This window comes from Paenibacillus sp. FSL H8-0457 (assembly GCF_038051935.1).
Lineage (GTDB): Bacteria > Bacillota > Bacilli > Paenibacillales > Paenibacillaceae > Paenibacillus_AQ > Paenibacillus_AQ lautus_A.
The window spans coordinates 1,084,845-1,107,389 of sequence record NZ_CP150293.1 but is presented as its reverse complement, the minus strand read 5'-3'; the positions used below and the strand labels follow the sequence as shown (position 1 = coordinate 1,107,389).

General features: G+C 54.1%; 20 protein-coding genes and 1 riboswitch. Of the genes, 1 reads left to right on the top strand and 19 read right to left on the bottom strand.

Annotated features, from left to right (window positions below; genetic code table 11):
* Positions 1-90: 90 nt before the first annotated feature.
* The 13 genes from MHI43_RS04810 to purE all read right to left on the bottom strand — a co-directional run bounded on the left by MHI43_RS04810 (position 91) and on the right by purE (position 15,720).
* Positions 91-1,401: a maltose ABC transporter substrate-binding protein gene (locus tag MHI43_RS04810; RefSeq protein ID WP_009592303.1), complete on the bottom strand. Its 1,311-nt coding sequence runs from the start codon at positions 1,399-1,401 to the stop codon at positions 91-93.
* Between the two features lie 541 nt (positions 1,402-1,942).
* Positions 1,943-3,211, bottom strand: coding sequence for a phosphoribosylamine--glycine ligase (gene purD, locus MHI43_RS04805; RefSeq protein WP_036661936.1), 1,269 nt, complete (start codon positions 3,209-3,211; stop codon positions 1,943-1,945).
* A gap of 214 nt (positions 3,212-3,425) precedes the next feature.
* Positions 3,426-4,973, bottom strand: a complete 1,548-nt coding sequence (purH, locus tag MHI43_RS04800; protein WP_036661938.1) for a bifunctional phosphoribosylaminoimidazolecarboxamide formyltransferase/IMP cyclohydrolase — start codon at positions 4,971-4,973, stop codon at positions 3,426-3,428.
* A gap of 156 nt (positions 4,974-5,129) precedes the next feature.
* On the bottom strand, positions 5,130-5,738 hold the full coding sequence (gene purN / locus MHI43_RS04795; protein ID WP_036661941.1) for a phosphoribosylglycinamide formyltransferase: 609 nt from the start codon (positions 5,736-5,738) through the stop codon (positions 5,130-5,132).
* Entirely contained in the window at positions 5,738-6,778 is a 1,041-nt protein-coding gene (gene purM, locus MHI43_RS04790) for a phosphoribosylformylglycinamidine cyclo-ligase (RefSeq protein ID WP_036661943.1), read from the bottom strand. The genes purN and purM overlap by 1 nt, the downstream gene beginning before the upstream one ends.
* Before the next feature lie 183 nt (positions 6,779-6,961).
* Entirely contained in the window at positions 6,962-8,440 is a 1,479-nt protein-coding gene (gene purF, locus MHI43_RS04785; protein WP_009592356.1) for an amidophosphoribosyltransferase, read from the bottom strand.
* Positions 8,425-10,668, bottom strand: coding sequence for a phosphoribosylformylglycinamidine synthase subunit PurL (gene purL, locus MHI43_RS04780; RefSeq protein WP_036661946.1), 2,244 nt, complete (start codon positions 10,666-10,668; stop codon positions 8,425-8,427). The genes purF and purL overlap by 16 nt, the downstream gene beginning before the upstream one ends.
* A complete protein-coding gene (gene purQ, locus MHI43_RS04775; protein WP_012819095.1) occupies positions 10,646-11,335 on the bottom strand; it encodes a phosphoribosylformylglycinamidine synthase subunit PurQ in 690 nt (229 codons plus the stop codon). Before purQ ends, purL begins: the two co-directional genes overlap by 23 nt.
* 4 nt (positions 11,336-11,339) lie before the next feature.
* Positions 11,340-11,585: a phosphoribosylformylglycinamidine synthase subunit PurS gene (purS, locus tag MHI43_RS04770; protein WP_012819094.1), complete on the bottom strand. Its 246-nt coding sequence runs from the start codon at positions 11,583-11,585 to the stop codon at positions 11,340-11,342.
* Between the two features lie 49 nt (positions 11,586-11,634).
* Positions 11,635-12,525, bottom strand: a complete 891-nt coding sequence (locus MHI43_RS04765; RefSeq protein WP_036661950.1) for a phosphoribosylaminoimidazolesuccinocarboxamide synthase — start codon at positions 12,523-12,525, stop codon at positions 11,635-11,637.
* 226 nt (positions 12,526-12,751) lie between these two features.
* Positions 12,752-14,047, bottom strand: coding sequence for an adenylosuccinate lyase (purB, locus tag MHI43_RS04760; RefSeq protein ID WP_036661953.1), 1,296 nt, complete (start codon positions 14,045-14,047; stop codon positions 12,752-12,754).
* A 3-nt stretch (positions 14,048-14,050) separates the two neighbouring features.
* Positions 14,051-15,238, bottom strand: a complete 1,188-nt coding sequence (gene purK, locus MHI43_RS04755) for a 5-(carboxyamino)imidazole ribonucleotide synthase (protein WP_036661956.1) — start codon at positions 15,236-15,238, stop codon at positions 14,051-14,053.
* The gene (gene purE, locus MHI43_RS04750) at positions 15,235-15,720 is read right to left on the bottom strand and encodes a 5-(carboxyamino)imidazole ribonucleotide mutase (protein WP_009592351.1); all 486 of its coding nucleotides are present in this window, start codon (positions 15,718-15,720) and stop codon (positions 15,235-15,237) included. The genes purK and purE overlap by 4 nt, the downstream gene beginning before the upstream one ends.
* A gap of 192 nt (positions 15,721-15,912) precedes the next feature.
* Positions 15,913-16,014: riboswitch (purine riboswitch) on the bottom strand.
* A gap of 610 nt (positions 16,015-16,624) precedes the next feature.
* Between purE and MHI43_RS04745 the strand changes: the two genes are divergently transcribed.
* Entirely contained in the window at positions 16,625-17,236 is a 612-nt protein-coding gene (locus tag MHI43_RS04745) for a histidine phosphatase family protein (protein ID WP_012819091.1), read from the top strand.
* 32 nt (positions 17,237-17,268) lie between these two features.
* Here MHI43_RS04745 and MHI43_RS04740 read toward each other — a convergent pair whose 3' ends face one another.
* The 6 genes from MHI43_RS04740 to MHI43_RS04715 all read right to left on the bottom strand — a co-directional run bounded on the left by MHI43_RS04740 (position 17,269) and on the right by MHI43_RS04715 (position 22,416).
* The gene (locus tag MHI43_RS04740) at positions 17,269-17,547 is read right to left on the bottom strand and encodes a hypothetical protein (RefSeq protein WP_036661960.1); all 279 of its coding nucleotides are present in this window, start codon (positions 17,545-17,547) and stop codon (positions 17,269-17,271) included.
* Between the two features lie 195 nt (positions 17,548-17,742).
* Positions 17,743-18,177, bottom strand: a complete 435-nt coding sequence (locus MHI43_RS04735) for a universal stress protein (RefSeq protein ID WP_012819089.1) — start codon at positions 18,175-18,177, stop codon at positions 17,743-17,745.
* A 123-nt stretch (positions 18,178-18,300) separates the two neighbouring features.
* Positions 18,301-18,564, bottom strand: coding sequence for a DUF1294 domain-containing protein (locus MHI43_RS04730; protein ID WP_012819088.1), 264 nt, complete (start codon positions 18,562-18,564; stop codon positions 18,301-18,303).
* 239 nt (positions 18,565-18,803) lie between these two features.
* Positions 18,804-18,941, bottom strand: a complete 138-nt coding sequence (locus MHI43_RS04725; RefSeq protein WP_012819087.1) for a hypothetical protein — start codon at positions 18,939-18,941, stop codon at positions 18,804-18,806.
* A gap of 107 nt (positions 18,942-19,048) precedes the next feature.
* On the bottom strand, positions 19,049-21,187 hold the full coding sequence (locus tag MHI43_RS04720; RefSeq protein ID WP_036661964.1) for a DNA topoisomerase III: 2,139 nt from the start codon (positions 21,185-21,187) through the stop codon (positions 19,049-19,051).
* Positions 21,188-21,249: 62 nt separating this feature from the next.
* A complete protein-coding gene (locus MHI43_RS04715) occupies positions 21,250-22,416 on the bottom strand; it encodes a bis-aminopropyl spermidine synthase family protein (RefSeq protein WP_036661966.1) in 1,167 nt (388 codons plus the stop codon).
* Positions 22,417-22,545: the final 129 nt, after the last annotated feature.

Genomic DNA, 22,545 nt, shown 5'->3' with positions numbered 1-22,545 from the left:
CCATTCTCCTCTCCGTATAATCGAGGAATCACCCGCCGGTTGTTCGGCGGGTGAACTTCTTCATCTGTCTCGTATTATATAAGAACGCTATTACTCGCCAGCTCCACCACTGTTGAGGTCTTTCACTTGAGTTACAGCTTTATCCAGCGTTTCTTTCACGTCTTTGTTGTTGTCCCAGATCTCAGCCAGCGCAGCGCCTACTGGAGACCATACGTTAGCCATTTCCGGTACTGACGGCATCGGCTGGGAAGATTTGAACTGCTCCGTGAATGCCGATACATACTCGTCGTTCTTGATTTGATCGTCTTCTTGAGCTTCGTTGTTGGTCGGAACCGAACCAACCAATGCGCTCAATTGCAATTGTGCTTCTTTGGACGTTGCGAAGTCGGCGAACAGACGAGCTGCTTGCGGATACTTCGTGAACGAGCTTACGTACCAAGCTTTGATACCGGAGAACGATACGGCAGGCTGACCGCCGATCGTCGGGATTGGAGCAACGCCGAGCTTGTCGCCAAGCGCTTCTTTGTATCCGCCAAGCTCCCATGGTCCGTTAATGTCCATCGCCAGATCGCCGGCCGTGAACAATCCGCGTTTGATATCAGGCGTAATATCGCCGGATTTAACCGGAAGGATTTCCTTAAGGCTTGCATATACTTCCATGCTCTTCACTGCGCCTTCGTTGTTCAAGCCGATATCGTTGACGTCGGCACCGCCGTTACCGAAGATGTATCCACCGTTGGAAGCAAGGAACGGATAAGCGAAGTACAGGTTGCCTGTCTCGAACATGAATCCATACTTGTTCTTGGATTTGTCGGTGAAGGTTTTGCTGAATTCGATAACCTCTTCCATCGTTGTCGGAACTTCTTTTACCAAGTCCTTGTTGTAGTACATCAGGTAAGTTTCCGCAGCGCGAGGGTATCCGTACAGAACGCCGTCATAGCTTACGCCTTGGATGGCTGCTTCCGTGTTGTTGCTTTTCGTTTTTTCTTCATAAAAATCGTTAGGCAGAACCAGGTTTGTCGCTACGGCTTTACCCAGGTTATCGTGAGGGAACAGTACAACGTCGGCAGCCAAGCCGGATGGTCCGTCTTGCGCAAGCTTGGTTACTTGATCAGTTGGGGACAATTCTTCAATGGTCACTTCAACGCCGTATTTCTCGGTAAATTCTTTGGCGACCGCATCGGTGTAAGCTCTTTCGTCCCGGCTTTCCCATACGACCAATTTCGCGCCTTCTTCTGGCTTAAGTTCCTGTGTCTCTGTATTTTCGGCCGGCGTTTCCTGTGCTGGCGGAGTCTCAGCAGGTGCCTCCGTAGCTGGAGCGGCCGTATTTCCTCCGCACGCTGTAATGGAGAACGCCAACGTGAAGGTTGCAGCTAGCGTAAGTAACTTCTTCATCTTCATTCCATGATTACCCCTCTCAATAAATGATCAGAAAATGTTGGAAATCTGCGCAAACGATTTCAGAAAATTTTCAGCGTCTCTTTTTCTATGTAGCATCTGGCGAGATACTTAGGAAAAATCTCGTTGAGAAAGCGCTTCATTCACTGAAAACATCATACAACATTTAATATCGAATGTAAAAACGTTTGCACAGATCATTTTTCCCCATTTTAGGCATATAATCTTCTATTACCTTCGGTATTCACTGTATTTCGTAAGTTATCATAAAAATAGTTGTGCAGATACTGTGCAATCCGGTCATTCTGCACGTTATTTGAGACAAGAAGCCATCATAAATGCCTGCTTGTTGAACAAACGTTTGCACAATAGTGGGAAATAGAAACAGATGTGCCCGGGTCTGCCATGAGCGGATCTTGCCTCTAAGCTTGGCTTCCCCATGCATTTCCGATAACAGCAAGAAAGGACTACCGCTTGTGATCTTTAGAAACCGATCTGCGGCAGTCCTTTATTTTTACGTATGGTTGTTAGTGAATGAGCTTGCTTATTGCAGTGCTTTCAGTGCAATATCCGTCCGGTTAAACTTGCCTTCGAACGCAATCGCTTCTGCCCGTTCATAGGCTTTCGCGCGTGCCGCAGCGATATCTGCGCCTAAACCGACAACGCCCAGGACACGTCCCCCGTTCGTTCTCCAGGTTCCATCAGCATCACGAGAAGTGCCCGCGTGAAATACGATCGTCCCGTCCTGCTCATTGTCCAGACCAGTGATCGCGATTCCTTTCGGATACGATGCAGGGTAACCGCCGGAAGCCAAAATGACGCATACGGCTGCTTCATCGCCCCACTCCAGCTCAAGATCAGCCAGGGTTCCGTTCACGGCAGCAAGGAAAACGTCAAGCAGATCGGTCTTCAGGCGCGGCAATACAACCTGCGCTTCCGGATCGCCGAATCTGGCATTGAATTCAATGGTCTTCGGTCTGCCGTCCGGCGTGATCATCAATCCGGCAAACAGAACGCCGCGGAACGGACGTCCTTCGGCAACCATCGCTTTTGCCGTAGGCTTGATGATCGTCTCAATGGCCTCTTCGATGATGGACGGCTGAATATGAGGCAATGGCGAATACGTTCCCATTCCTCCGGTATTTGGCCCCTGGTCCCCGTCATAGGCCGGCTTGTGATCCTGCGCGGCTGCCATCGGCTTCACGGTTTCTCCGTCCACAAAGGCGAGGATCGACATTTCCTGGCCTTCCAGGAACTCCTCGATAACTACGCGGCTTCCGGCATCGCCAAACACCTTCGATTGCATGATGTCGCTGAGTGCCTGCTCGGCTTCCTCGATGGTCCGCGCAACGGTAACGCCCTTGCCTGCTGCGAGCCCGTCCGCTTTCACGACGATCGGCGCGCCTTGCTGGCGCAAGTAAGCAAGCGCCTCCTCGTAATTGTCGAACTTCGCGTAAGCCGCTGTCGGTATGCTGTATTTATGGAGCAGATCCTTCATGAAGGTTTTGCTGCCCTCGATTTCGGCCGCGTTTTTGCGCGGACCGAATACCGGGATGCCCGTAGCGTCAAACGCATCCACGATGCCTTCCGCCAGCGGATCATCCGGACCGACAACAATGAGACCCACCTGCTTCTCTACGGCGAAAGCCGCCAGCTTATCAAATTCCGATACCGCAATCGGCACGTTTTCGGCCAGCTGCCCGATTCCGGCATTGCCCGGCGCACAGTAAATGGTGCCTGCTTTCGGGCTCTTTGCCAGTGCCCATACGATGGCATGCTCTCTTCCGCCGCCTCCGATAACCAAAATATCCATGGTTTACCCCTCCCGAATCATTTCATATTGCCCGCGATATCGTTTCACCGCATGAATCATTTACGGGGCAAAGCGATAAGTCGACCTTTCGCCCCTTAAACGTAAAGGCGGCGCGCGCTAAGCGCGGCGTCGCCTCTATATGTTGCTGAATCAAAGGTGATCCTTCAGCAGCAGCCTGACGGCTGTAGCAAAGCTCCCTTTATATGCTCATGAATTAGTGCTTGAAATGTCTCACGCCGGTAAAGACCATGGCGATCCCGTATTCGTTGGCAGCCTTAATGGATTCCTCATCCTTAATGGAGCCACCCGGCTGAATGATGGCGGTAATGCCGGCTTTCGCCGCAAGCTCCACGGTATCGCCCATTGGGAAGAAGGCATCGGAAGCAAGAACGGCGCCTTTGGCTTTCTCTCCCGCCTGCTCCACCGCAATGCGCGCGGAACCGACACGGTTCATTTGGCCTGCGCCAACGCCGACGGTCATGTCGTCAGCCGCCAGTACTATCGCGTTCGACTTGACGTGCTTGACCACCTTCCAGCCGAAGAGCAGCTGCTTCAGTTCGGCTTCGGTCGGCTCGCGGTCCGTCACGACCTTCAGGTCAGCCGCATCGAGGGAATGCACATCGCTTTCTTGGACGATCATGCCGCCTTCGATGGTTGTTACGGCAAGCGTGCTTTGGCGCTCCTTGGCCGAGCCGAACTCGCCCATCTTCAGCAGACGGATGTTTTTCTTTTTCGTCAGAATCTCCAGTGCCTCCGGCGTGAAGTCCGGTGCCAGGATAATTTCAAGGAAAATATCCTTCAGCAGGTCGGCCGTCGGAGCGTCAATCGTCCGGTTTGCGGCCACGATGCCGCCGAAGATGGACGTCGGATCCGCATTGTAAGCTTTTTGATAAGCTTCCAATACATTCGTCCCGATGCCGACGCCGCAAGGATTCATATGCTTCACGGCCACCACGGTCGGCTCGTCGAATTCCTTCACGATCTGCAGAGCCGCGTTTGCGTCATTGATATTGTTGTAGGAGAGCTCTTTGCCGTGCAGCTGCTCGGCGGTCGTCAACGTTCCCGCAGGAGCCAGCGGCTTCCGGTAAAATGCCGCCTTTTGATGCGGATTTTCGCCATAGCGAAGATCCTGGATCTTCTCGTAGGTGACGCTAAAGCGCTCAGGAAGCGGATCCCCTGTCACATTCGACAAATAATCGGAAATGAGCGTATCGTAGGCAGCCGTATGACGGAATACCTTGGCTGCAAGGCGCTTCCGGGTTTCCAGCGTCGTATCGCCGCCGCCGCGGATTTCCTCGATCACGCTGCCGTAATCCGCCGCATCGACAACCACGCTCACAAAAGCATGGTTTTTCGCAGCCGAACGCAGCATCGTCGGCCCGCCGATGTCGATATTTTCGATCGCGTCTTCATACTCGACATCCGGCTTCGCGATCGTTTCCTGGAACGGGTACAGGTTCACCACGACCAGATCGATGTAATCGAGGCCCAGCTCCTGCATTTGACGCTGATGCTCCTCGCTGTCGCGAATGGCAAGCAAGCCGCTGTGCACCGCTGGATGGAGGGTTTTGACGCGTCCGTCCAGAATTTCCGGGAATCCGGTCACATCGGAAATGCCGATGACAGGAACGCCTTCTTTTGCTAGGAGATTCTTCGTCCCTCCTGTCGAAATGATCTCTACACCCAATGAAGACAACTCGCGGCAAAATTCCACGACGCCGGTTTTATCCGACACGCTGACCAAAGCTCTTTTGATACCCACGTTCATACCCCCTATTTTGAATGAAAATCTACTAAGTTAGGCCTGTCTTGATACCGTAGATGCTGTCGAAGATCCATAATTGCAAATTATTTCCCGAGAAATATCGAACATGTCGATTCACTGTAAGACCTTGTCCGCTTTTATTACAAAAGCCTATTAGGCAATCGTCACATTCCGCCCGTTCAGCGAAATCCGCCCCTGGGCAAACCAGGAAACGACTTCAGAGTATAACTTCTGCTCCACGGCGTGAATGCGTTCTGCCAGCGTTTCCGCCGTATCGCCGTCCTTGATTTCAACGGCTTTCTGAGCGATAACCGGCCCGGTATCCATGCCGCCATCCACGAAATGCACCGTGACGCCGGTCATCTTCACGCCATACGCAAGCGCTTGGCCGATCGCGTCTTTGCCTGGAAAAGCAGGCAGGAGCGAAGGATGAATATTGATAATCCGTCCGTTATAGAACTCGACAAAGGAAGGACTCAATAGCCGCATATATCCTGCAAGGACAATTAATTCGACACCGCGCTGCTGAAGCTCTGCCGCAATTTCCCGTTCGTAATCTTCCTTTGAGGCATATTCCTTCGGCTGAAAGGCGAATACATCCACTTTCGCTGCTTTAGCCAGCTCCACTACGGGAGCCTGAGGCTTGTCGCATACCAGAATGCTGATCTCGCCGCCCATGACTCCGCTTTGCTGCGCATCGACCAAAGCCTGAAAGTTGCTGCCTCTTCCGGAAGCGAACACCGCCATCCGAAACGCTCTCATTACACCTCAGCTCCCGTGAAGGTTACGATGCGCTCGCCTTCGGTCACGCGGCCGATCGCATAAGCCTCTTCGCCTGCGGAGCGGAGGAATTGAAGCACCCCGTCTGCATCCTGCTCCTTAACGACAAGCACCATGCCGATCCCCATATTAAATGTCGTAAACATGTCCTTGTTCGAAATGTCGCCTTTTTCCTGCATCAGCTTAAAAATCGGCAGAATCGGCCAAGAGCCGTATTCGATATCGACGTTGACGCCATCCGGCAGCATGCGCGGAATATTTTCGATAAATCCGCCGCCCGTGATATGCGCCATGCCCTTTACTTCGATCTCTTTCATCAGTTCGAGCAGCGGCTTCACGTAAATCTTGGTTGGTGCGAGCAGTACGTCGCCAAGACGTCCGCCCAGTTCCGGGAGTTCCTGCTGCAGCGAGTAGCCGGCATCCTCCAGAAGCAGCTTGCGGACGAGCGAGAAGCCGTTGCTGTGCACGCCGCTGGATGCTAAGCCAATCACCGTGTCGCCTGCCGCGATATTCGACCCGTTGATCATTTTGCTTTTGTCGACAATCCCCACGGTAAAGCCCGCGATGTCATACTCTCCTTCGCTGTACATGCCCGGCATCTCCGCCGTTTCCCCGCCGATCAGGGAACAGCCCGCCTGATTGCATCCGTCGGCGATCCCTTTGACGATGGACTCGATTTTGGACGGAATGACCTTGTCGCACGCTAAATAGTCGAGAAAAAAGAGCGGTTCTGCGCCCTGCACCACGATATCGTTCACGCACATCGCTACCGCATCGATGCCGATGGTATCATGTTGGTCCATCGCGAATGCAAGCTTCAGCTTTGTGCCGACGCCATCCGTGCCTGAGACGAGTACCGGCTCTTCATATTGGTCTTTATTCAGCTTGAACAGTGCGCCAAAACCACCGAGGTCCGTCATGACTTCCGGCCTGAAAGTCGTTTTGACATGCTTTTTCATCCGCTCTACCGCTTCGTTGCCTGCAGCGATATCCACGCCTGCTTGTTTGTAAGTATCAGACACGCGCTCAACACTCCTTTTTCGTTATGACGAAAGTATCAGTTCAGTTCACACATCATTTATGGGCTTAATCAATAATCAGCTTAAAGAGGTTGTTCAAACCAACCTTCTCGGTGCTGAAAACCGACCTTTTTGAACACGCACTTAATGGGTGTATCCGAGAAAAAATGGCTGTCCGCTGCAGAATCAGCAGCTGCAGCCCATCTTCTCTTCCCCGTTGAAATCAATCTGCGTCGGGTACTCATTATCAAAGCATGCCATGCACAAGCCGCCTTTAGGGCTGTGCTCATCATAACCGCCAATGGCGGATATCAGTCCCTCCGGACTCAGGAACGACAGGGAATCCGCATTGATCTCCCGGCAGATTTCCTCGACACTTTTCTCGGAGGCGATTAATTCCCTGCGATCCGGCGTGTCGATGCCGTAGAAGCATGGATTCTTGAACGGCGGCGACGTAATCCGCACATGCACTTCGGTCGCGCCCGCTTCGCGAAGCAGATTGACGATCCGGCGGGACGTGGTTCCCCGTACGATGGAATCATCGATCATGACCACCCGTTTGCCTTCGACCACGCGTCGTACCGCGCTCAGCTTCATCTTCACGCCCTGCTCGCGCAGCTCCTGGCTCGGCTGAATGAACGTCCGGCCCGTGTATTTGTTCTTGATCAATCCCAGCTCGTAAGGAATGCCCGTCTGTTCGGCATAACCGATGGCGGCCGAGATGCTGGAATCCGGTACGCCCGTGACCACATCCGCATCCACGAACGATTCCAGGGCCATTTTGCTGCCCATCCGTTTGCGGGCCGAATGCAGGTTGGAGCCGTTCAGATCGCTGTCCGGACGGGAAAAATAAATATATTCCATCGCGCACAACGCTTTGCGTCCCGCTTCCGTGTACCGCTCTTCCCGAAGCCCGTTCCGATCGAGGATCAGCAGCTCCCCGGGAGCGACGTCGCGAATCGCCTCAGCTCCGATAACTTCAAGCGCACAGGTCTCGGAGGTGAAGATGTACGCATCGCCCAGACGACCCATCGTGAGTGGACGGAGTCCGTTCGGGTCCGAGGCGACGAGCAGCTTGTCATTGGTCATGAGCAGAAACGCAAAGCCGCCCACCAGGCGCTGCAAGGCATCCTTGGCAGCCTCGACAAAATCCTTCGGCGAACGCGCGATCAGATGCGCAATGACCTCCGTATCGCTGGTCGTTTGGAAAATGGAGCCTTCCATCTCCAGCTCGCGCCGAAGCTTCGGCTCGTTTACGATGTTGCCGTTCGTAGCAATCGCCAGATTGCCCTCACGATATTTAAAGACGAGCGGCTGCGCATTCGTCAGCCTGCTGTCCCCGCTGGTCGAATACCGGACATGCCCGATCGACATGCTGCCCTGCAGCGATTCCAGCTTGTCTTTATCAAACACTTCTTTTACCAGCCCCATACCGCGGTGATAATTGAAATTCTCGCCGTCGGCCACGCAGATTCCCGCGCTCTCCTCGCCGCGGTGCTGGAGGGCGTGAAGCCCGTAATAGGAAAGGGAGGCGGCATCGGGATGCCCAAACACCCCGAATACGCCGCACTCTTCTTTTAAGGTATCGAAAATATCGCTCTGACCTGTTCCCTCATTGTAGTAATCCCCTGTCCACAGTCCTTCGGGTATCAGTTCATGAGACATGGAATGGCATCCTCCCAGACGGATTTCAAAGCCTCCACGGATTCTTCCAGCGCAGAAGCACCGTTAATGTTAATGCTAAGCTTGTTTCCGCCGACTACGCCAAGCGCGGTAAATGGAACGCCCGCTTCTTGCAGGAGCTTCTCCAGCGCATTCTTGTCATCAGGAGACGCGGACAGCACGATCCGGGATTGGCTCTCGCTGAACAGCGCCACGTCGTTGCGCAGATCGGTTGCCCATTTCACGCTCGCGCCGATGCCTCCGCTGATGCAGCTTTCCGCAAGCGCTGCTGCAAGTCCGCCCTCCGACACGTCATGCGCCGATTGGACCAGACCCGATTGGATGGCTTTCAGTACGCCGCCGAGCAATTTCTTCTCGGTATCCAGGTTCAGCTCCGGCGGTCTGCCTTCCGACACCCCGTGCAGGATCGCTTGGAACTCGCTGCCTCCCAGTTCGGCACGGGTATCGCCCAGAACGTAGATGGCATCGCCCTCCGCCTTGAAGGCTTGCGTCGTAATATGATCCGTATCATGGATCAGGCCGACCATGCCGACAACCGGCGTCGGATAAATCGCGCCTTTGGCATTCTCGTTGTAGAGGCTGACGTTTCCGCCGATGACCGGCGTTTCAAGCTCACGGCAAGCTTCCGCCATGCCGTCCACGGCTTTTTCCATCTGCCAGAAAATTTCCGGCTTCTCCGGGCTTCCGAAGTTCAGGTTATCCGTAATTGCCAGCGGTTCGGCACCGGAGCACACGATATTGCGCGCCGCTTCGCTGACCGCGATTCTGCCGCCGAGCTCAGGGTCGAGGTAGACGTAACGTCCGTTGCAGTCCGTTGTCATCGCCAGGGCTTTACGCGTTCCATGCACCGTTACGACGGCTGCATCCGAGCCCGGACGAACGGCCGTGCTGGTGCGAACCATATAATCGTATTGGTTGTAGACCCATGCTTTGCTCGCAAGGCTTGGCGAAGCGAGCACCTTCTTGAGGGCGCCGCCCAAGTCCTTCACTTCTTCATAACGGAGCGTATCCACCGCAGCCTGCTCTTGATAATAAGCCGGTTCTTGGGATGGTTTGTTATAAATCGGGCACTCGTCGACGAGCGCTTTAACCGGCATGTCGCCAACCACCTCGCCGTGGTGGATCAGCTTCAGGCGGCCATCGTCCGTTACCTTGCCGACTTTGGCGCAGATAACGCCCCAACGCTCGAAGATTTCGCGCGCTTGCGCTTCATGTTTCGGCTCAACGACGAACAGCATGCGCTCCTGGGATTCCGACAGCATCATTTCATAAGGCGTCATGCCCTCTTCGCGCTGAGGCACCTGATCCAGGTACAGCTCCAGGCCATTGCCTGCTTTGCTTGCCATCTCGGCACTGGAGCAAGTCAGTCCGGCTGCGCCCATATCCTGAATGCCCAGCACGATGCCGGAATCGATCAGCTCGAGGCAGGATTCCATCACGAGTTTCTCCATGAACGGATCGCCGACCTGAACGGCCGTACGGTTCGCTTCGGATTCCTCCGTCAGCTCAACGGAAGCGAAGGTTGCTCCATGAATTCCGTCTCGGCCTGTCGGAGGTCCGACATAAAAGACCGGATTGCCTACCCCTTTTGCAACGCCGCGCTGAATCTTGTCATGGTCGATAACGCCTACGCACATCGCATTGACCAGCGGATTGCCTTCGTAGCTCTCGTCGAATACCACCTCGCCGCCTACCGTCGGGATTCCGATGCAGTTTCCGTAGCCGGCTATGCCAGATACCACGTGTTCGAACAAATATTTAACGCGATCGCTCTCCAGCTTGCCGAAACGAAGCGAGTTTAGAATCGCTACCGGTCTTGCCCCCATGGAGAAAATATCGCGGATTATGCCGCCTACGCCCGTAGCTGCGCCTTGGTAAGGCTCTACAGCGGAAGGGTGGTTATGGCTTTCGATTTTGAATACGACCGCTTGGTTGTCGCCGATATCGACGATCCCTGCGCCTTCGCCCGGTCCCATCAGGACCCGTGGGCCGCTTGTCGGGAAGCGGCGAAGCAGGGGCTTGGAGTTTTTGTAGGCGCAGTGCTCGGACCACATGACGCTGAATACGCCGATTTCCGTGTAATTCGGCTTGCGTCCCATGAAGGAACAGATCAGCTCATACTCGCTGTCCGAAACTCCCATCTGCTTGTAAATCTGATGCTCTGCGATCTGTTCTGCCGTCGGTTCCTTAACGGACGTTTGCTGCGCCATGAGTATCCCTCCATGCCTGTAATATGGATGTAAACATTGCTTTACCGTCATCCGAGCCGAGCAGGCTGCTCACCGCGCGCTCCGGATGCGGCATCATGCCGATCACGTTGCCGCGCTCGTTGCAGATGCCCGCGATATCCTCGATCGAGCCGTTCGGATTGTCTTGATACGTAAATACGATTTGCCGGTTGTCCCGGAGCTTTTGAAGCGTTTCTTCATCACAGTAATAGTTGCCTTCGCCATGCGCGATCGGAATGACAATCTCTTGTCCCTCCGCGTAATCGCGGGTAAACGGCGTTGTATTATTGTTCACTTTAAGCACCGTGTCATGGCAGCGGAATTTCATCGAATCATTGCGCCGCAGGGCTCCCGGAAGAAGTCCGGCTTCCGTCAAGATCTGAAATCCGTTGCAAATGCCCAGAATATACTTGCCCTCTTCCGCCGCTTTCGCCACTTCGTTCATGACCGGGGCGAACCGGGAAATCGCACCACACCGCAGATAGTCTCCATAGGAGAATCCGCCTGGCACCAAAATACAATCGTATGGGGAAAGGTCCGTTGCCGTATGCCATACATAATCCACCGGCTGACCGATCGTCTCTTCTACCGCCTTATAGCAGTCAATGTCACAGTTGGAGCCAGGAAAGACCAGCACTGCAAATCTCATTGGTTTAGCCCTCCAATTCATAACGGTAGTTCTCTACCACCGTATTGGCCAGAAGCTTCTCGCACATTTCTTTCACTCGCAGCTCGGCTTCCTCACGGTTGTCCGTACCCAGCTCAAGTTCCATATATTTACCGATCCGCAGACTCTCCACTTCCTTGTACCCAATCGAATGAAGCGCCCCCTGCACCGCTACCCCTTGAGGGTCCAATACGCTCTGCTTAATCGTGACGTAGACCTTTGCTTTCAACATTGTATCCTGTTCCTCCTCGGTATATATGAATGAAATGGTTTATCAAAGCTTACAGGCTAACACCCGTGATTCGGCTGTAAATATCGCTGTAGCGGCGCGTCGTCTCCTCCACCACGGCTTGCGGCAGCGGATCCGGCTCACTGTTCTTATCCCAGTCGGACGAAGCAAGATACGTGCGTACCGGCTCCTTATCCATACTGTCGATCTCAATGTCGAGCGCATAATTCTTCTCATCCCAGAAACGGGAGGAATCCGGCGTGAAGATCTCGTCGATCAGAACGATCTCTCCGTCGATCAATCCGAACTCAAACTTGCAATCGGCCAAAATAATGCCTTGCTTGCGGCAGTAATCGCGGGCAAACTTGTACAGCATCAGGCTTTTGTCCTGCAGCTGCAATGCCAGTTCCTCGCCGACAAGCTCCTTCATGCGGGAAAGCGGGATGTCCTCGTCATGACCGACATCGTTCTTGGCCGCCGGCGTGAAGATCGGCTCCGGAAAAGCCTCGTTCTTGCGCAGGCCCTCCGGCAGCTGAATGCCGTTGACCTCCCCCGACGACTGATACTGCCTCCAGCCTCCGCCGGTGATGTACCCGCGCACGACGCATTCGATATCGATGCGCTCGGCCCTCCGGCACACCATGATGCGTCCGTCCAGCAGGTCCTTGTCCTTGACGGCATCGCCCAGCAGGTTCACGTCGGTATGCACGACATGATTGCGGATAAGCTGCTCCGTTTGTTCGAACCAGAAGGCGCTCAGCTTGTTCAGCACGGTTCCTTTAGCCGGCACGGGCGGCTCCAGCACATAGTCAAAAGCGGAAATGCGGTCGGTTACTACAATGAGTACGTGCTCGCCCAGGTCGTACAGTTCACGAACCTTGCCCTTGTACAGCAGCGGTACGTTGACCAGATGAGTGGCGGTCGATAATGCCGGTAATGTCATGAGTTCCTCCCCTTAGACTAGAGATTGTCTGCATATCATCACTACGAATGCGGATTATTTATCCGATCCCTGTTGCCCCCAGATTCCCTTGAAAATATGATTCAAATGTTGAAATCCGGGGGCAAAGGGGACCGCTAACGCTTCTACAAAATAATTCCGCCTTCTCCGTTGCAGAAAATGATCTTCTCAAGATCTTTTATGAATGCGGATTTATCCGTTTCTAACCCTACTCCAACCCCAGCTTGGCAAAAATCGTATCCACATGCTTCAGATGCCAGCTTGGATTGAAGGCATCTTCGATCTCTTCGGCGCTGAGCACCTCGGTGATCTCAGGCGTGGATTCCACGATCTCGCGGAATTGACGCTGCTCTTCCCACGCCTGCATGGCGCGTGGCTGAACGGTATCGTACGCTTGCTCGCGGCTGAAGCCCTTGTCGATCAGCTTCGTCAGGATCCGGCCCGAGAAAGGAACGCCGAACGTGCGAGCCATGTTGCGCTTCATGTTCTCCGGGAAGACCGTCAGGTTCTTCACGATGTTGCCGAAGCGGTTCAACATGTAGTTCAGCAGCGTCGTAGCGTCCGGCAGGATGATACGTTCTACCGAGGAGTGGGAAATATCCCGCTCATGCCAGAGCGACACGTTCTCGTAAGCGGAAACCATGTGGCCGCGAATGACGCGGGCAAGGCCCGAGATGTTCTCCGAACCGATCGGATTCCGTTTATGCGGCATCGCGGAGGAACCCTTTTGTCCTTTGGCGAATGCCTCTTCTACTTCGCGAACCTCACTCTTCTGGAGCGCGCGTACTTCGGTAGCGAATTTCTCGAGCGAAGTAGCGATAAGGGCAAGCGTCGCCATATATTCCGCGTGACGGTCACGCTGCAGCGTCTGGGTCGAGATCGGCGCCGCCTTCGTGCCGAGCTTGCGGCAAACGAATTCTTCGACCGAAGGATCGATATTGGCATACGTGCCGACAGCACCCGAAATTTTGCCGTACTGCACGCCGTCAGCCGCATGGCGGAAACGCTCCAGGTTGCGGATCATTTCTTCATGCCACAGCGCCATTTTCAGACCGAAGGTCGTCGGCTCTGCATGCACGCCATGCGTTCTGCCCATCATCGGGGTATGCTTGTAAGCCAGTGCCTTCTCTTTCAAAATACCGATAAAGCGCAGGATGTCCTGCTCCAAAATATCGTTGGCTTGCTTGAGCAGATATCCCATCGCGGTATCCACCACATCCGTCGAAGTCAAGCCGTAGTGGACCCATTTGCGCTCCTCGCCAAGGCTTTCCGACACGGCGCGGGTAAAAGCGATGACATCATGGCGGGTTTCCTGCTCGATTTCATAAATCCGATCTATATTGAAGGTCGCATTCTGGCGAAGCTTAACGGTGTCCTCCTTCGGAATGACGCCAAGGTCGGCCCATGCCTCGCATGCGCACAATTCCACTTCTAGCCATGCTCTGAACTTGTTCTCCTCGGTCCAAATCGCCCGCATTTCCGGTCTGCTGTAACGTTCAATCATCGTTTAATCCTGCCTCCAAATATTTATTTTCTCTACCCATTCGAGCGCGTCATCGACGTCCCCGCACAAGAGGTTGATATGTCCCATCTTGCGGTTAGCCTTCGCCTCGCTCTTGCCGTAAAGATGAAGCTTAGGCACAACGCCGAGAGACTCTGCAAGCGCGTCGTGCTCTCCAAAACGCCGTACCGCTTCCTCCAGATGCTGCCCCAGGAGGTTCACCATGACGACCGGGCTCAGCAGCGTCGTATCCCCGAGCGGCAGATCGCAAATCGCTCTCACATGCTGCTCGAATTGAGAGGTTGAGCATGCCTCCATCGTGTAGTGCCCCGAGTTATGCGGACGAGGCGCAAGCTCATTCACGAACAGCTCCCCCTGCTCGGTCACAAACATCTCGACGGCCAGCAGGCCGACAGCTCCCAAACCTTCTGCCACGCGTTCCGCGAGCTGACATGCTTTGCGCTTTACTTCGCTCGGCACGCGCGCAGGCACAATCGACAAGTGCAAAATATTGTTGACGTGCACGTTCTCTGCCGGCGGGAAGCTCTTCACGATGCCGCTGGGCGTACGCGCCGCAATGACGGAGATCTCGCATGCGAACTTGACGAATTTCTCCAATACCAGCTCAGTCCCGCTGGCAGCCAGCTCCTTGTAAGCCGATTCGAGTTCATCTTCGCTGCGGAGAACCGCTTGCCCTTTACCATCATAACCTCCCGTGGCGGTCTTTAGCACGCACGGAAGTCCAAGTTCAGAGGCGGCGGACAACAAATCTTCCAAGCTTGTTATTTCACGATACGGTGCAACCGGCACGCCGGCCGCTTCGATCGCGGCCTTCTCGCGCAAGCGGTGCTGCGTAGTGTACAGCAGCTTGCTTCCCTGAGGAACATAAGACTGCTCCTCCAGAAGCCGGGCCACGCCCGCATCGACATTTTCGAATTCGTAGGTAATGACATCGGCCTTCGCCGCGAGCTGCCGGGCAGCCTCGACGTCGTCGTAACGGGCCGTAACCTGCTCGGCCATCTGGCCGAGCGGAGAGTTCGGCGTCGGATCAAGGGTGACGAACGAATATCCCATCCGGATTCCGTCCAGCGCGATCATTCGTCCGAGCTGCCCGCCGCCGAGTACGCCAATGACCGAACCCGGCAAAAGCTTTCTGCCGGATGCTCGCGTCTGCTGTGCTCCGTTCTCCATCATAGGTTATCGCTGCTTTCCAGCACTTCGTCCCGGATCCGGTCCCGGCGCGCCTGCACTCTTTCGCGAATCCCTGCATCCGAGGTGCCGAGAATTTGCGCTGCGAGCAACCCCGCGTTCGTGGCTCCCGCTTTGCCGATCGCTACGGTTGCTACCGGAATGCCGCCTGGCATCTGCACGATCGACAACAATGAATCCAGACCCTTCAGCGCTTTGGATTTAACCGGAACGCCGATGACCGGCAGCACCGTCTTCGAAGCGACCATCCCGGGCAGGTGGGCGGCTCCGCCGGCTCCGGCGATGATGACGCGAAGCCCCCGGCCCTCCGCCTCCTCGGCATAACGGAACATCAGGTCCGGCGTCCGGTGAGCGGATACGACTTTTTTCTCATAAGGAATTTCAAGCTCGTCTAGCACCTGGCATGCATGGGACATCGTATCCCAATCTGATTGGCTTCCCATAATGACTCCTACTTGTGCTGTCATGAGTTACCCCCGCTTTCTGCGAAATTCGACATTCATATGACTGCTGAAAAAAAAGTCCGATCCCGTAAACACAAAGTTCTGTGCAGGTCTCGGACATACAAGGATTACGAACGCTGCCGCCTGCGTCAAGCAGAAGAGCCTTGCGCATCCGCCGCCTAAGAAGCAAACATGAAGCCAAGCCCCGTCGTTGCCGCACCGTTTGTATTCCCTCGTAGTCCGAAAATTTACGGTTTTCGGGTAGAGACTTCCGGGCCATATCCCCGGCTTTATACGAGACATATTCAATTTCATCAATCATGCTTCATAAGTTATTTTGAACCTCAACATCCTCAGTTTATCAATTTCTGACACCTAATGTCAACCTAAACACGAACAATCGGATTTACAGAAAAAATAATGTTCGTATCTGGCAAGTGAGCAATGCAGCAGCAAAAAGTATGTGCAGATGAAAGCCGCTGATTCAAAACTTCCGGGAGACAGCGGCATTAAAAAACGTAGACAACTACTGAACATTAAAGGGCATGAGCTGTGCATGTGGAGCATAGTCGGCGCTGCGCTGACGCATCGTGATTCCGATCGGCTGTTAAACACGGGAAACTGGATTGAACTATAATGGATGTTTCCCGTGTTTAAAGGCGAACGCTGGCGCTTCTCCATCCACGATTCGTCCGCTCCGCTGGAGCGAGAACCTTTTTTGCTGCTGCATTGAGGGTAAGGGAAAAGTATTATCGCAGAATAAAATAAGATCGGATTCTGCTCTCTAATTGTAATTACTTGCAAGGAAGATGGAGTCGAGTGTCGAAATCTTAACATCCGTCAATAGAATTTAATACGACGAATCATCTTATCCGACGTTTAAATTTGAATCTCGCAAAATCAGAATCTATTTTCTAAGGAGGAACCAATGGCTATCTATTTCGTAAGGCATGGTCAGGACGAAGAAGGGTATCGCGGAGGATGGAGCCAGCGCGGGCTCATCGATGAAGGGATCAGGCAAGCGGAGAAGCTGGGGCAGTACTTGGATGAACACAAGCATGATTTTAATATCCACCGGATCATTTGCAGCGATCTGCAAAGGGCTTGTCAGACAGCCGCAATCATTGCTGATAAACTTAGCCTGCCCTTGAGCGGCTCCGAGGATTGGCGGGAGACCAACAACGGTCTGCTCGCCGGAATGCCCCACGCATTAGCGGAAGAGAAATTTCCCGGGCTGTATTTTTCCAGCTTACGGATGGACGAGAAATACCCTGGAGGTGAGAGCCCGCTAGAAAATTTCCAGCGGATCAAGGATACCTTCACCAAACTATGCCAGGATCAGGAATCGGCGAATCATCATGAAAATGTATTGGTGGTTACTCACGGCGGAGTGATTAACATCATTTATCATCTAATCAAGGATATGGCATGGACCAATAAGAATCCGTTCTTTCCGGCGGCGAACACCGGGCTGCACCGAATCGAGTCTCGCGACGGGCGATGGGAGCTTACCATGGAGAATGCAACCCCTCATTTGTAATCGAGCATCGGACATTTTCCGTCATGCCTGTTCTACCGTTCCCCATGCTTGATGGCATCTACATATTGTTTGGCTTCAACCAAAGACAATCCCAATTCTTCTCTTACGGTTTTAATTGCTTTAATATCCTGCCCATCCTGCACCAGCCGTTTGACTTCCGCAGGCACCGGCCGCTCGGGTATTCCTAAATGGCTTGAGATTTGGTTCAACGTGGCCTGCTGCCGTTTCATTCGCTTCTCCAAGTCCGTCATTCGGCTGGAAGCCATAAGTCCGACCAGAACGACCAAGATGATAAGAAGTATAATTTCCATAGGAGCCTCCTCTGACCAAATAATCACGAACGAACACCCAACATGAACTGCGCTATAAGAAAAAAATCGATCGACGGATCTCATAAGAAGATAGACCGCATTTGACGGAATTTTTTTCTTGCGAGATCAGGAGGGTGAGTCGACTGAAGTGTATACGTTCCTATCAAAAAGGGACGCCTTCGCGTCCCTTCCCCATTATTTTACGACAAGTACCGGAATCGTTGCATGCTGCACCACGTTATGGCTGACACTGCCCAGCACGAACTCGCGGATGCCCCCAAGACCGCGGCTGCCGATGACAATCAGGTCACTCCCGTTCTGATCCGCATACTCCAGGATGACTTCGGCCGGAGGACCCTGGATCATCTCCACTTGACCGTTAACGCCCGAATTTTCGATCCGCTCGCGGATTTCCTCCGTCGTCTGCACGGCCAGATCGTAAACATCTTTATTGAGTGAAGCTGGAATCGGGGCAAGCCCTTCCCCAACGAAGAAACGAGGAAAATCGTAAGCATGAATGACATCCAGCGTTGCTCCCGGCGTTACCTTGGCAAGTTCCACCGCACGTCCGAGCGCTTTATTCGCTGCTTTGGAGCCGTCGTAAGCTAGAAGAATTTTAGTAAAAAGCATACAGGCCACCTCTTTCTGTTGTTAAAAGACCTACTACTTATTATTAAACAGCTTCATACCGGTATGAAACGAGCTTGCCGACTAACTGTCGGCGACATCCCTATGTAAATCATGGCAATGAGGCTAACCCCAGAAATACGTATATAATGCAACGTTTACGACTAGCAGCAGCGGTACTCCGACTTTAAATGATAAATGCCTCGTCTTATGACGCTTGCGGTACATCGCGATCCATACGCCCAAAGCCCCGCCTATGGCGGCCAACAGAAAAAGCGTCCTCTCCGGAACGCGATCCCGTCCCAGCCGGGCACGCCGCTTATCCTCGGACATGACCAGATAGGCTACCGCATTGATAAAAATAAACCAAACGATCAGTGCAGGTCTCACGTTGGTTCACGCACCCCCATTTCAACTGATCGATCTTGCCAATCAGCCATTAGCTATACGTTCTACCGCTATTATAAAACCGCAGGCTGATGAAGACAATGCCCGGCCATGCCCTAGGGGCATGACGACAAGCGCTGTCCTTGATGCCATTACGAGGACACCGGCCGGCGGTCGTAAGATCCGACGGGCCCGTGCCCGGCATAATGACAACCCAAACATTTCTTAACCGCCACGAGCCATCAAGATTCGTTCTTGGATATTTCGTTCAGGCTCGGAACATAGTCTGCAGCCTTTTTCGGCTTGAGGGTTTTGCTCTCCTCCAGAATGCTTGATTTATTCTGCTGGTTTTCGGTCTTTCTCGCTTTATGGTTCGGCATGCAAATCACCCCCTGTCCGTAGAATGGGCCATTGCACCCGAGGTTATGCTAACAACGGCAAGAAAAACGCAATCCATCTTAGCTCTATGAGATTAACGCTCGAGAGACTATTCCTTCCCCTTCTGCTCGAGCGCTGCCTTCAACAGATCACCCAGATTGGAACCGATCGACTCCTGCTTGCTGTACTGCTGCACGAGCTTCCGCTCCTCGCGTTTGTTCACGTGCTTGGCATCCTTCTTCAGCGTTTCCGTAATGCCGCAGCCGAGGCACTGCACGAACAGCCCCGCCTTGCCTTCCTTCATCTCCATCTTCTTATGGCACTGCGGACAACGGCGGTTGGACAGGCGTTTCTCGCCTGAGCGCTTGTACCCGCAATCGTCACTCGGGCAGACAAGCAGCTTGCCGCGCTTGGTCTTCTTCTCGAGCAGCCGTGTGCCGCAATCCGGACAGTGGCTGTTCGAAACATTATGCGGCTTATATTCCGCTTCGCTTCCCTTCACGTCCGTGACCAGCTTCTTGGTCATATCCCGTATGCCTCGCAGGAACGGTTCCGGCTTGCCCTGCCCCTTCGCGATCCGCTCGAGCTCGGCTTCCCACCGCGCCGTGAGCTCCGGCGTCCGCAACTCCGGAGCAACCAGCTCGATCAGCTGCTTGCCTTTGCCTGTCGGATGGAGGGTTTGCCCCTGCCGTTCGATCGTGTCGGAGCTGACCAGCTTCTCGATGATGTCGGCCCGGGTTGCCGGGGTTCCAAGGCCGTGCTTCTCCATCTGGGAGAGCAGCGCCGCCTCGTTATACCGCTTCGGCGGCTGGGTCCGTCCCGGCTTCAGCACGCAGCGGACCACCTTCACCGATTCTCCTTCCTTCAGCTCCGGCAGGAGCTTGCCCGAAGAAGATGGGCCCTGACCATCGTCACTCTCGTCGTCCGTGTCATCCTCATAGTCGCCGCCATACACCTCGCGCCATCCGCTGTCCTTGATCGTTGTCCCTTTCGCATAGAGCTGCTCACCTTCAATCTGCACGGTTACCGATACGTTATCGTAACGGGCAGGAGGATAGAACAAGCTGATGAACCGGCGCACGATGAGATCGTACAGCTTGCGTTCATCGACCGACAACTGATTCAGCAGCACGGTCTGTTCGGTAGGAATGATGGCATGGTGATCCGTAACCTTGCTGTCGTCCACGACCCGTTTGCTTGGCGACAAATTCTTGCGAAGCAGCGGGCGTGCAATGGACGCATAGGGTCCGATCGCAATGCTCGACAGCCTTTCCTTCAACGTCCCGACCATATCGGATGTCAGGTAACGGCTGTCCGTGCGCGGATAGGTGACCAGCTTATGCTGCTCGTACAGGCGCTGCAGCACATTCGAGGTCTGCTTGGCCGAGAACCCGAATCGGCGGTTGGCATCCCGCTGAAGCTCGGTCAAATCGTATGCCAGCGGATGCGGTTCGGTTTTCTCGCTCTTTTTCACGCTCACGATTTTTCCCGTGCTGCCTTCCAGCTTCTGCTTCAGCTTGGCGGCCTTGTCCTTCTCGAATAAACGGCCGTCTCCGCCGGCCGGACGCCACGAAACCTCAAAGCTTCCGAGATCCGCCTGCAGCGTCTCATATTCCTGTGAGCGGAAATTCACGATCTCCCTCTCGCGGTCCATGATCATTCCGAGCGTCGGCGTCTGAACCCGGCCTGCGGACAGCTGCGCATTGAATTTGGTCGTCAGCGCGCGCGTCACGTTCAGTCCAACCATCCAATCCGCTTCAGCCCGGCAGCGTGCGGACTCGTACAGCCTGTCGAACTGCTGCCCCGGCTTGAGGGATGCGAAACCTTCCTTGATTGCCTTATCCGTCTGGGAAGAAATCCATAACCGTTTGAACGGCTTGTTCCACTTCGCCATTTTCAGGATCCAGCGCGCAAGCAGTTCCCCTTCGCGGGCGGCATCGGTGGCAATAATCATCTCGCCGACGTCCGAACGCTTCATCAGATGCTGCACCGTCTTGAACTGGTGACTTGTTTCCTTCAACACCTTAAGCCTCGTGTTGTCCGGCAGGATCGGCAGATCCTCCAGCGCCCAGGTCTGATACTTCTTATCATAATCCTCGGGTTCGGCAAGCCCCACCAAATGTCCAAGCGCCCAGGTCACAATATATTTCGGTCCTTCAAAATAATTCTTCTGCTTCTCGCGGCTGCCCATCACTCTCGCAATTTCCTTCGCAACGGACGGCTTCTCAGCCAATACTAATACTTTCATAGCCCTCCCCTTCCTCTGTTCCCCTATTATAACCTCCCAGCGATTGATTCCACAAAAACGAATCAGATCATTTTCTTCGCCAGCCGGGTGAACGCATGATGGGCACATGCCGGACAGCCCTGCTTCTTCAAATCCTCAATCGTGGTAAAATCGCCCTGCACGCCTACCTGCAGCTCGCTCTGACATTGGGTGCATCGGTAAGTTCGGACGGTCCGCCGAACCTCGCCTGTATAAAGCTCATCCTCAAAAGAACCCTTCATCGGCGGATCCGTATATTCCGTCGTTGTCAGCACGATCATTTGGCCGCTATTGCCGATCATCTGCGCTCCGATATATTGATTGAAATGAAGCTGCACCTGTCTGACCGACAACCCCATGCGGACGAATTCGCGCTGCATGGACCATGTGAAGTCGGGTGATTTATGCGCAAACGAGAGAAAGATGGGGCAGCCCTTCTCAGGCTTCAACGCGCTGAGGCCACGGGACAAGAACAAGGTCAAGCCTTGGAGCGTATACGGCGGATCCGTGAAAAAGCAATCGTATTGCCCTTTCCATTCCTGGGGCAGAGGCTGTCTGAGGTCGACATGCCTGCATGTAACCGATACATCTTCCCTTGCAGCCACGTCACCGATAAACCGCAGGAAGCGTTCATCGATATCCATCACGGTAAGGCCCGCTCTCTGCTCCTTCGCGTTCGGGAAGAGCCGTTTCAGCAGCAGGCCGAGCGAAATGCTCACGAGATCGTCGTCGCCCACGCACAGGATGTTTTTTCCGATCAGGCTGTGCTCCCTCAGGCACAGAATCGCCCTCCGGAGACTCGTCTCGACCGTGCATTGGGATTGGTCGATTTGAACATCGACCTGCGGGCGCTGGTTCAGAATCTCCGTGAGCCTCGCCAGCACATCGGAAAGCTCCGTCCGCCAATCGGCTTCGCCGGCCAGCAGCGTATGATACAGATCGATATCGATGCCTTCGTATCCCAGCTTTCGTTCGACATAGAGCTTTCCGGCAGAGGTGCAGCGTACTCCCCGCTCTTGAACGAGTGCTCCGGCTTTGATGAGCTCCTTCTTGATCGCCGCAGCGACCGGAATCGGCAGACAGGTATGGCGTGCCAGCTCTTTGGTGGATATGCCCGGGCGCATATAACTTGCTGTCAGCAGCTGTTCGATCACCTGGGTACCTTCTTGCAGGGAAACCTTCTTTTTTACCTCTTCTATATATTGGATCATGTGAAATCACGCTCTCTTCCTGAGTATGGGTTGCATTTCCCTGGAAAAGAACACACATGACCCCCTGCGTGCTGATAAACCGACATGAAAAAGGGACAGAAGTCCATGAACCATCGTCCACCTTCTGCC

Excerpts from the sequence above, each read along its gene's own strand:
- MHI43_RS04735 (WP_012819089.1), bottom strand. The coding sequence starts at position 18,177 with ATGCTTTTTACTAAAATTCTTCTAGCTTACGACGGCTCCAAAGCAGCG.
- purB (WP_036661953.1), bottom strand. The coding sequence starts at position 14,047 with ATGATTGAACGTTACAGCAGACCGGAAATGCGGGCGATTTGGACCGAG.
- MHI43_RS04715 (WP_036661966.1), bottom strand. The coding sequence starts at position 22,416 with ATGATCCAATATATAGAAGAGGTAAAAAAGAAGGTTTCCCTGCAAGAA.
- MHI43_RS04740 (WP_036661960.1), bottom strand. The coding sequence starts at position 17,547 with ATGGAAATTATACTTCTTATCATCTTGGTCGTTCTGGTCGGACTTATG.
- purQ (WP_012819095.1), bottom strand. The coding sequence starts at position 11,335 with ATGAGATTTGCAGTGCTGGTCTTTCCTGGCTCCAACTGTGACATTGAC.
- MHI43_RS04745 (WP_012819091.1), top strand. The coding sequence starts at position 16,625 with ATGGCTATCTATTTCGTAAGGCATGGTCAGGACGAAGAAGGGTATCGC.
- MHI43_RS04725 (WP_012819087.1), bottom strand. The coding sequence starts at position 18,941 with ATGCCGAACCATAAAGCGAGAAAGACCGAAAACCAGCAGAATAAATCA.
- MHI43_RS04810 (WP_009592303.1), bottom strand. The coding sequence starts at position 1,401 with ATGAAGATGAAGAAGTTACTTACGCTAGCTGCAACCTTCACGTTGGCG.
- purS (WP_012819094.1), bottom strand. The coding sequence starts at position 11,585 with ATGTTGAAAGCAAAGGTCTACGTCACGATTAAGCAGAGCGTATTGGAC.
- purK (WP_036661956.1), bottom strand. The coding sequence starts at position 15,238 with ATGATGGAGAACGGAGCACAGCAGACGCGAGCATCCGGCAGAAAGCTT.
- purL (WP_036661946.1), bottom strand. The coding sequence starts at position 10,668 with ATGGCGCAGCAAACGTCCGTTAAGGAACCGACGGCAGAACAGATCGCA.
- MHI43_RS04765 (WP_036661950.1), bottom strand. The coding sequence starts at position 12,525 with ATGACATTACCGGCATTATCGACCGCCACTCATCTGGTCAACGTACCG.
- MHI43_RS04720 (WP_036661964.1), bottom strand. The coding sequence starts at position 21,187 with ATGAAAGTATTAGTATTGGCTGAGAAGCCGTCCGTTGCGAAGGAAATT.
- purN (WP_036661941.1), bottom strand. The coding sequence starts at position 5,738 with ATGAGAGCGTTTCGGATGGCGGTGTTCGCTTCCGGAAGAGGCAGCAAC.
- purF (WP_009592356.1), bottom strand. The coding sequence starts at position 8,440 with ATGTCTCATGAACTGATACCCGAAGGACTGTGGACAGGGGATTACTAC.
- purE (WP_009592351.1), bottom strand. The coding sequence starts at position 15,720 with ATGACAGCACAAGTAGGAGTCATTATGGGAAGCCAATCAGATTGGGAT.
- purD (WP_036661936.1), bottom strand. The coding sequence starts at position 3,211 with ATGGATATTTTGGTTATCGGAGGCGGCGGAAGAGAGCATGCCATCGTA.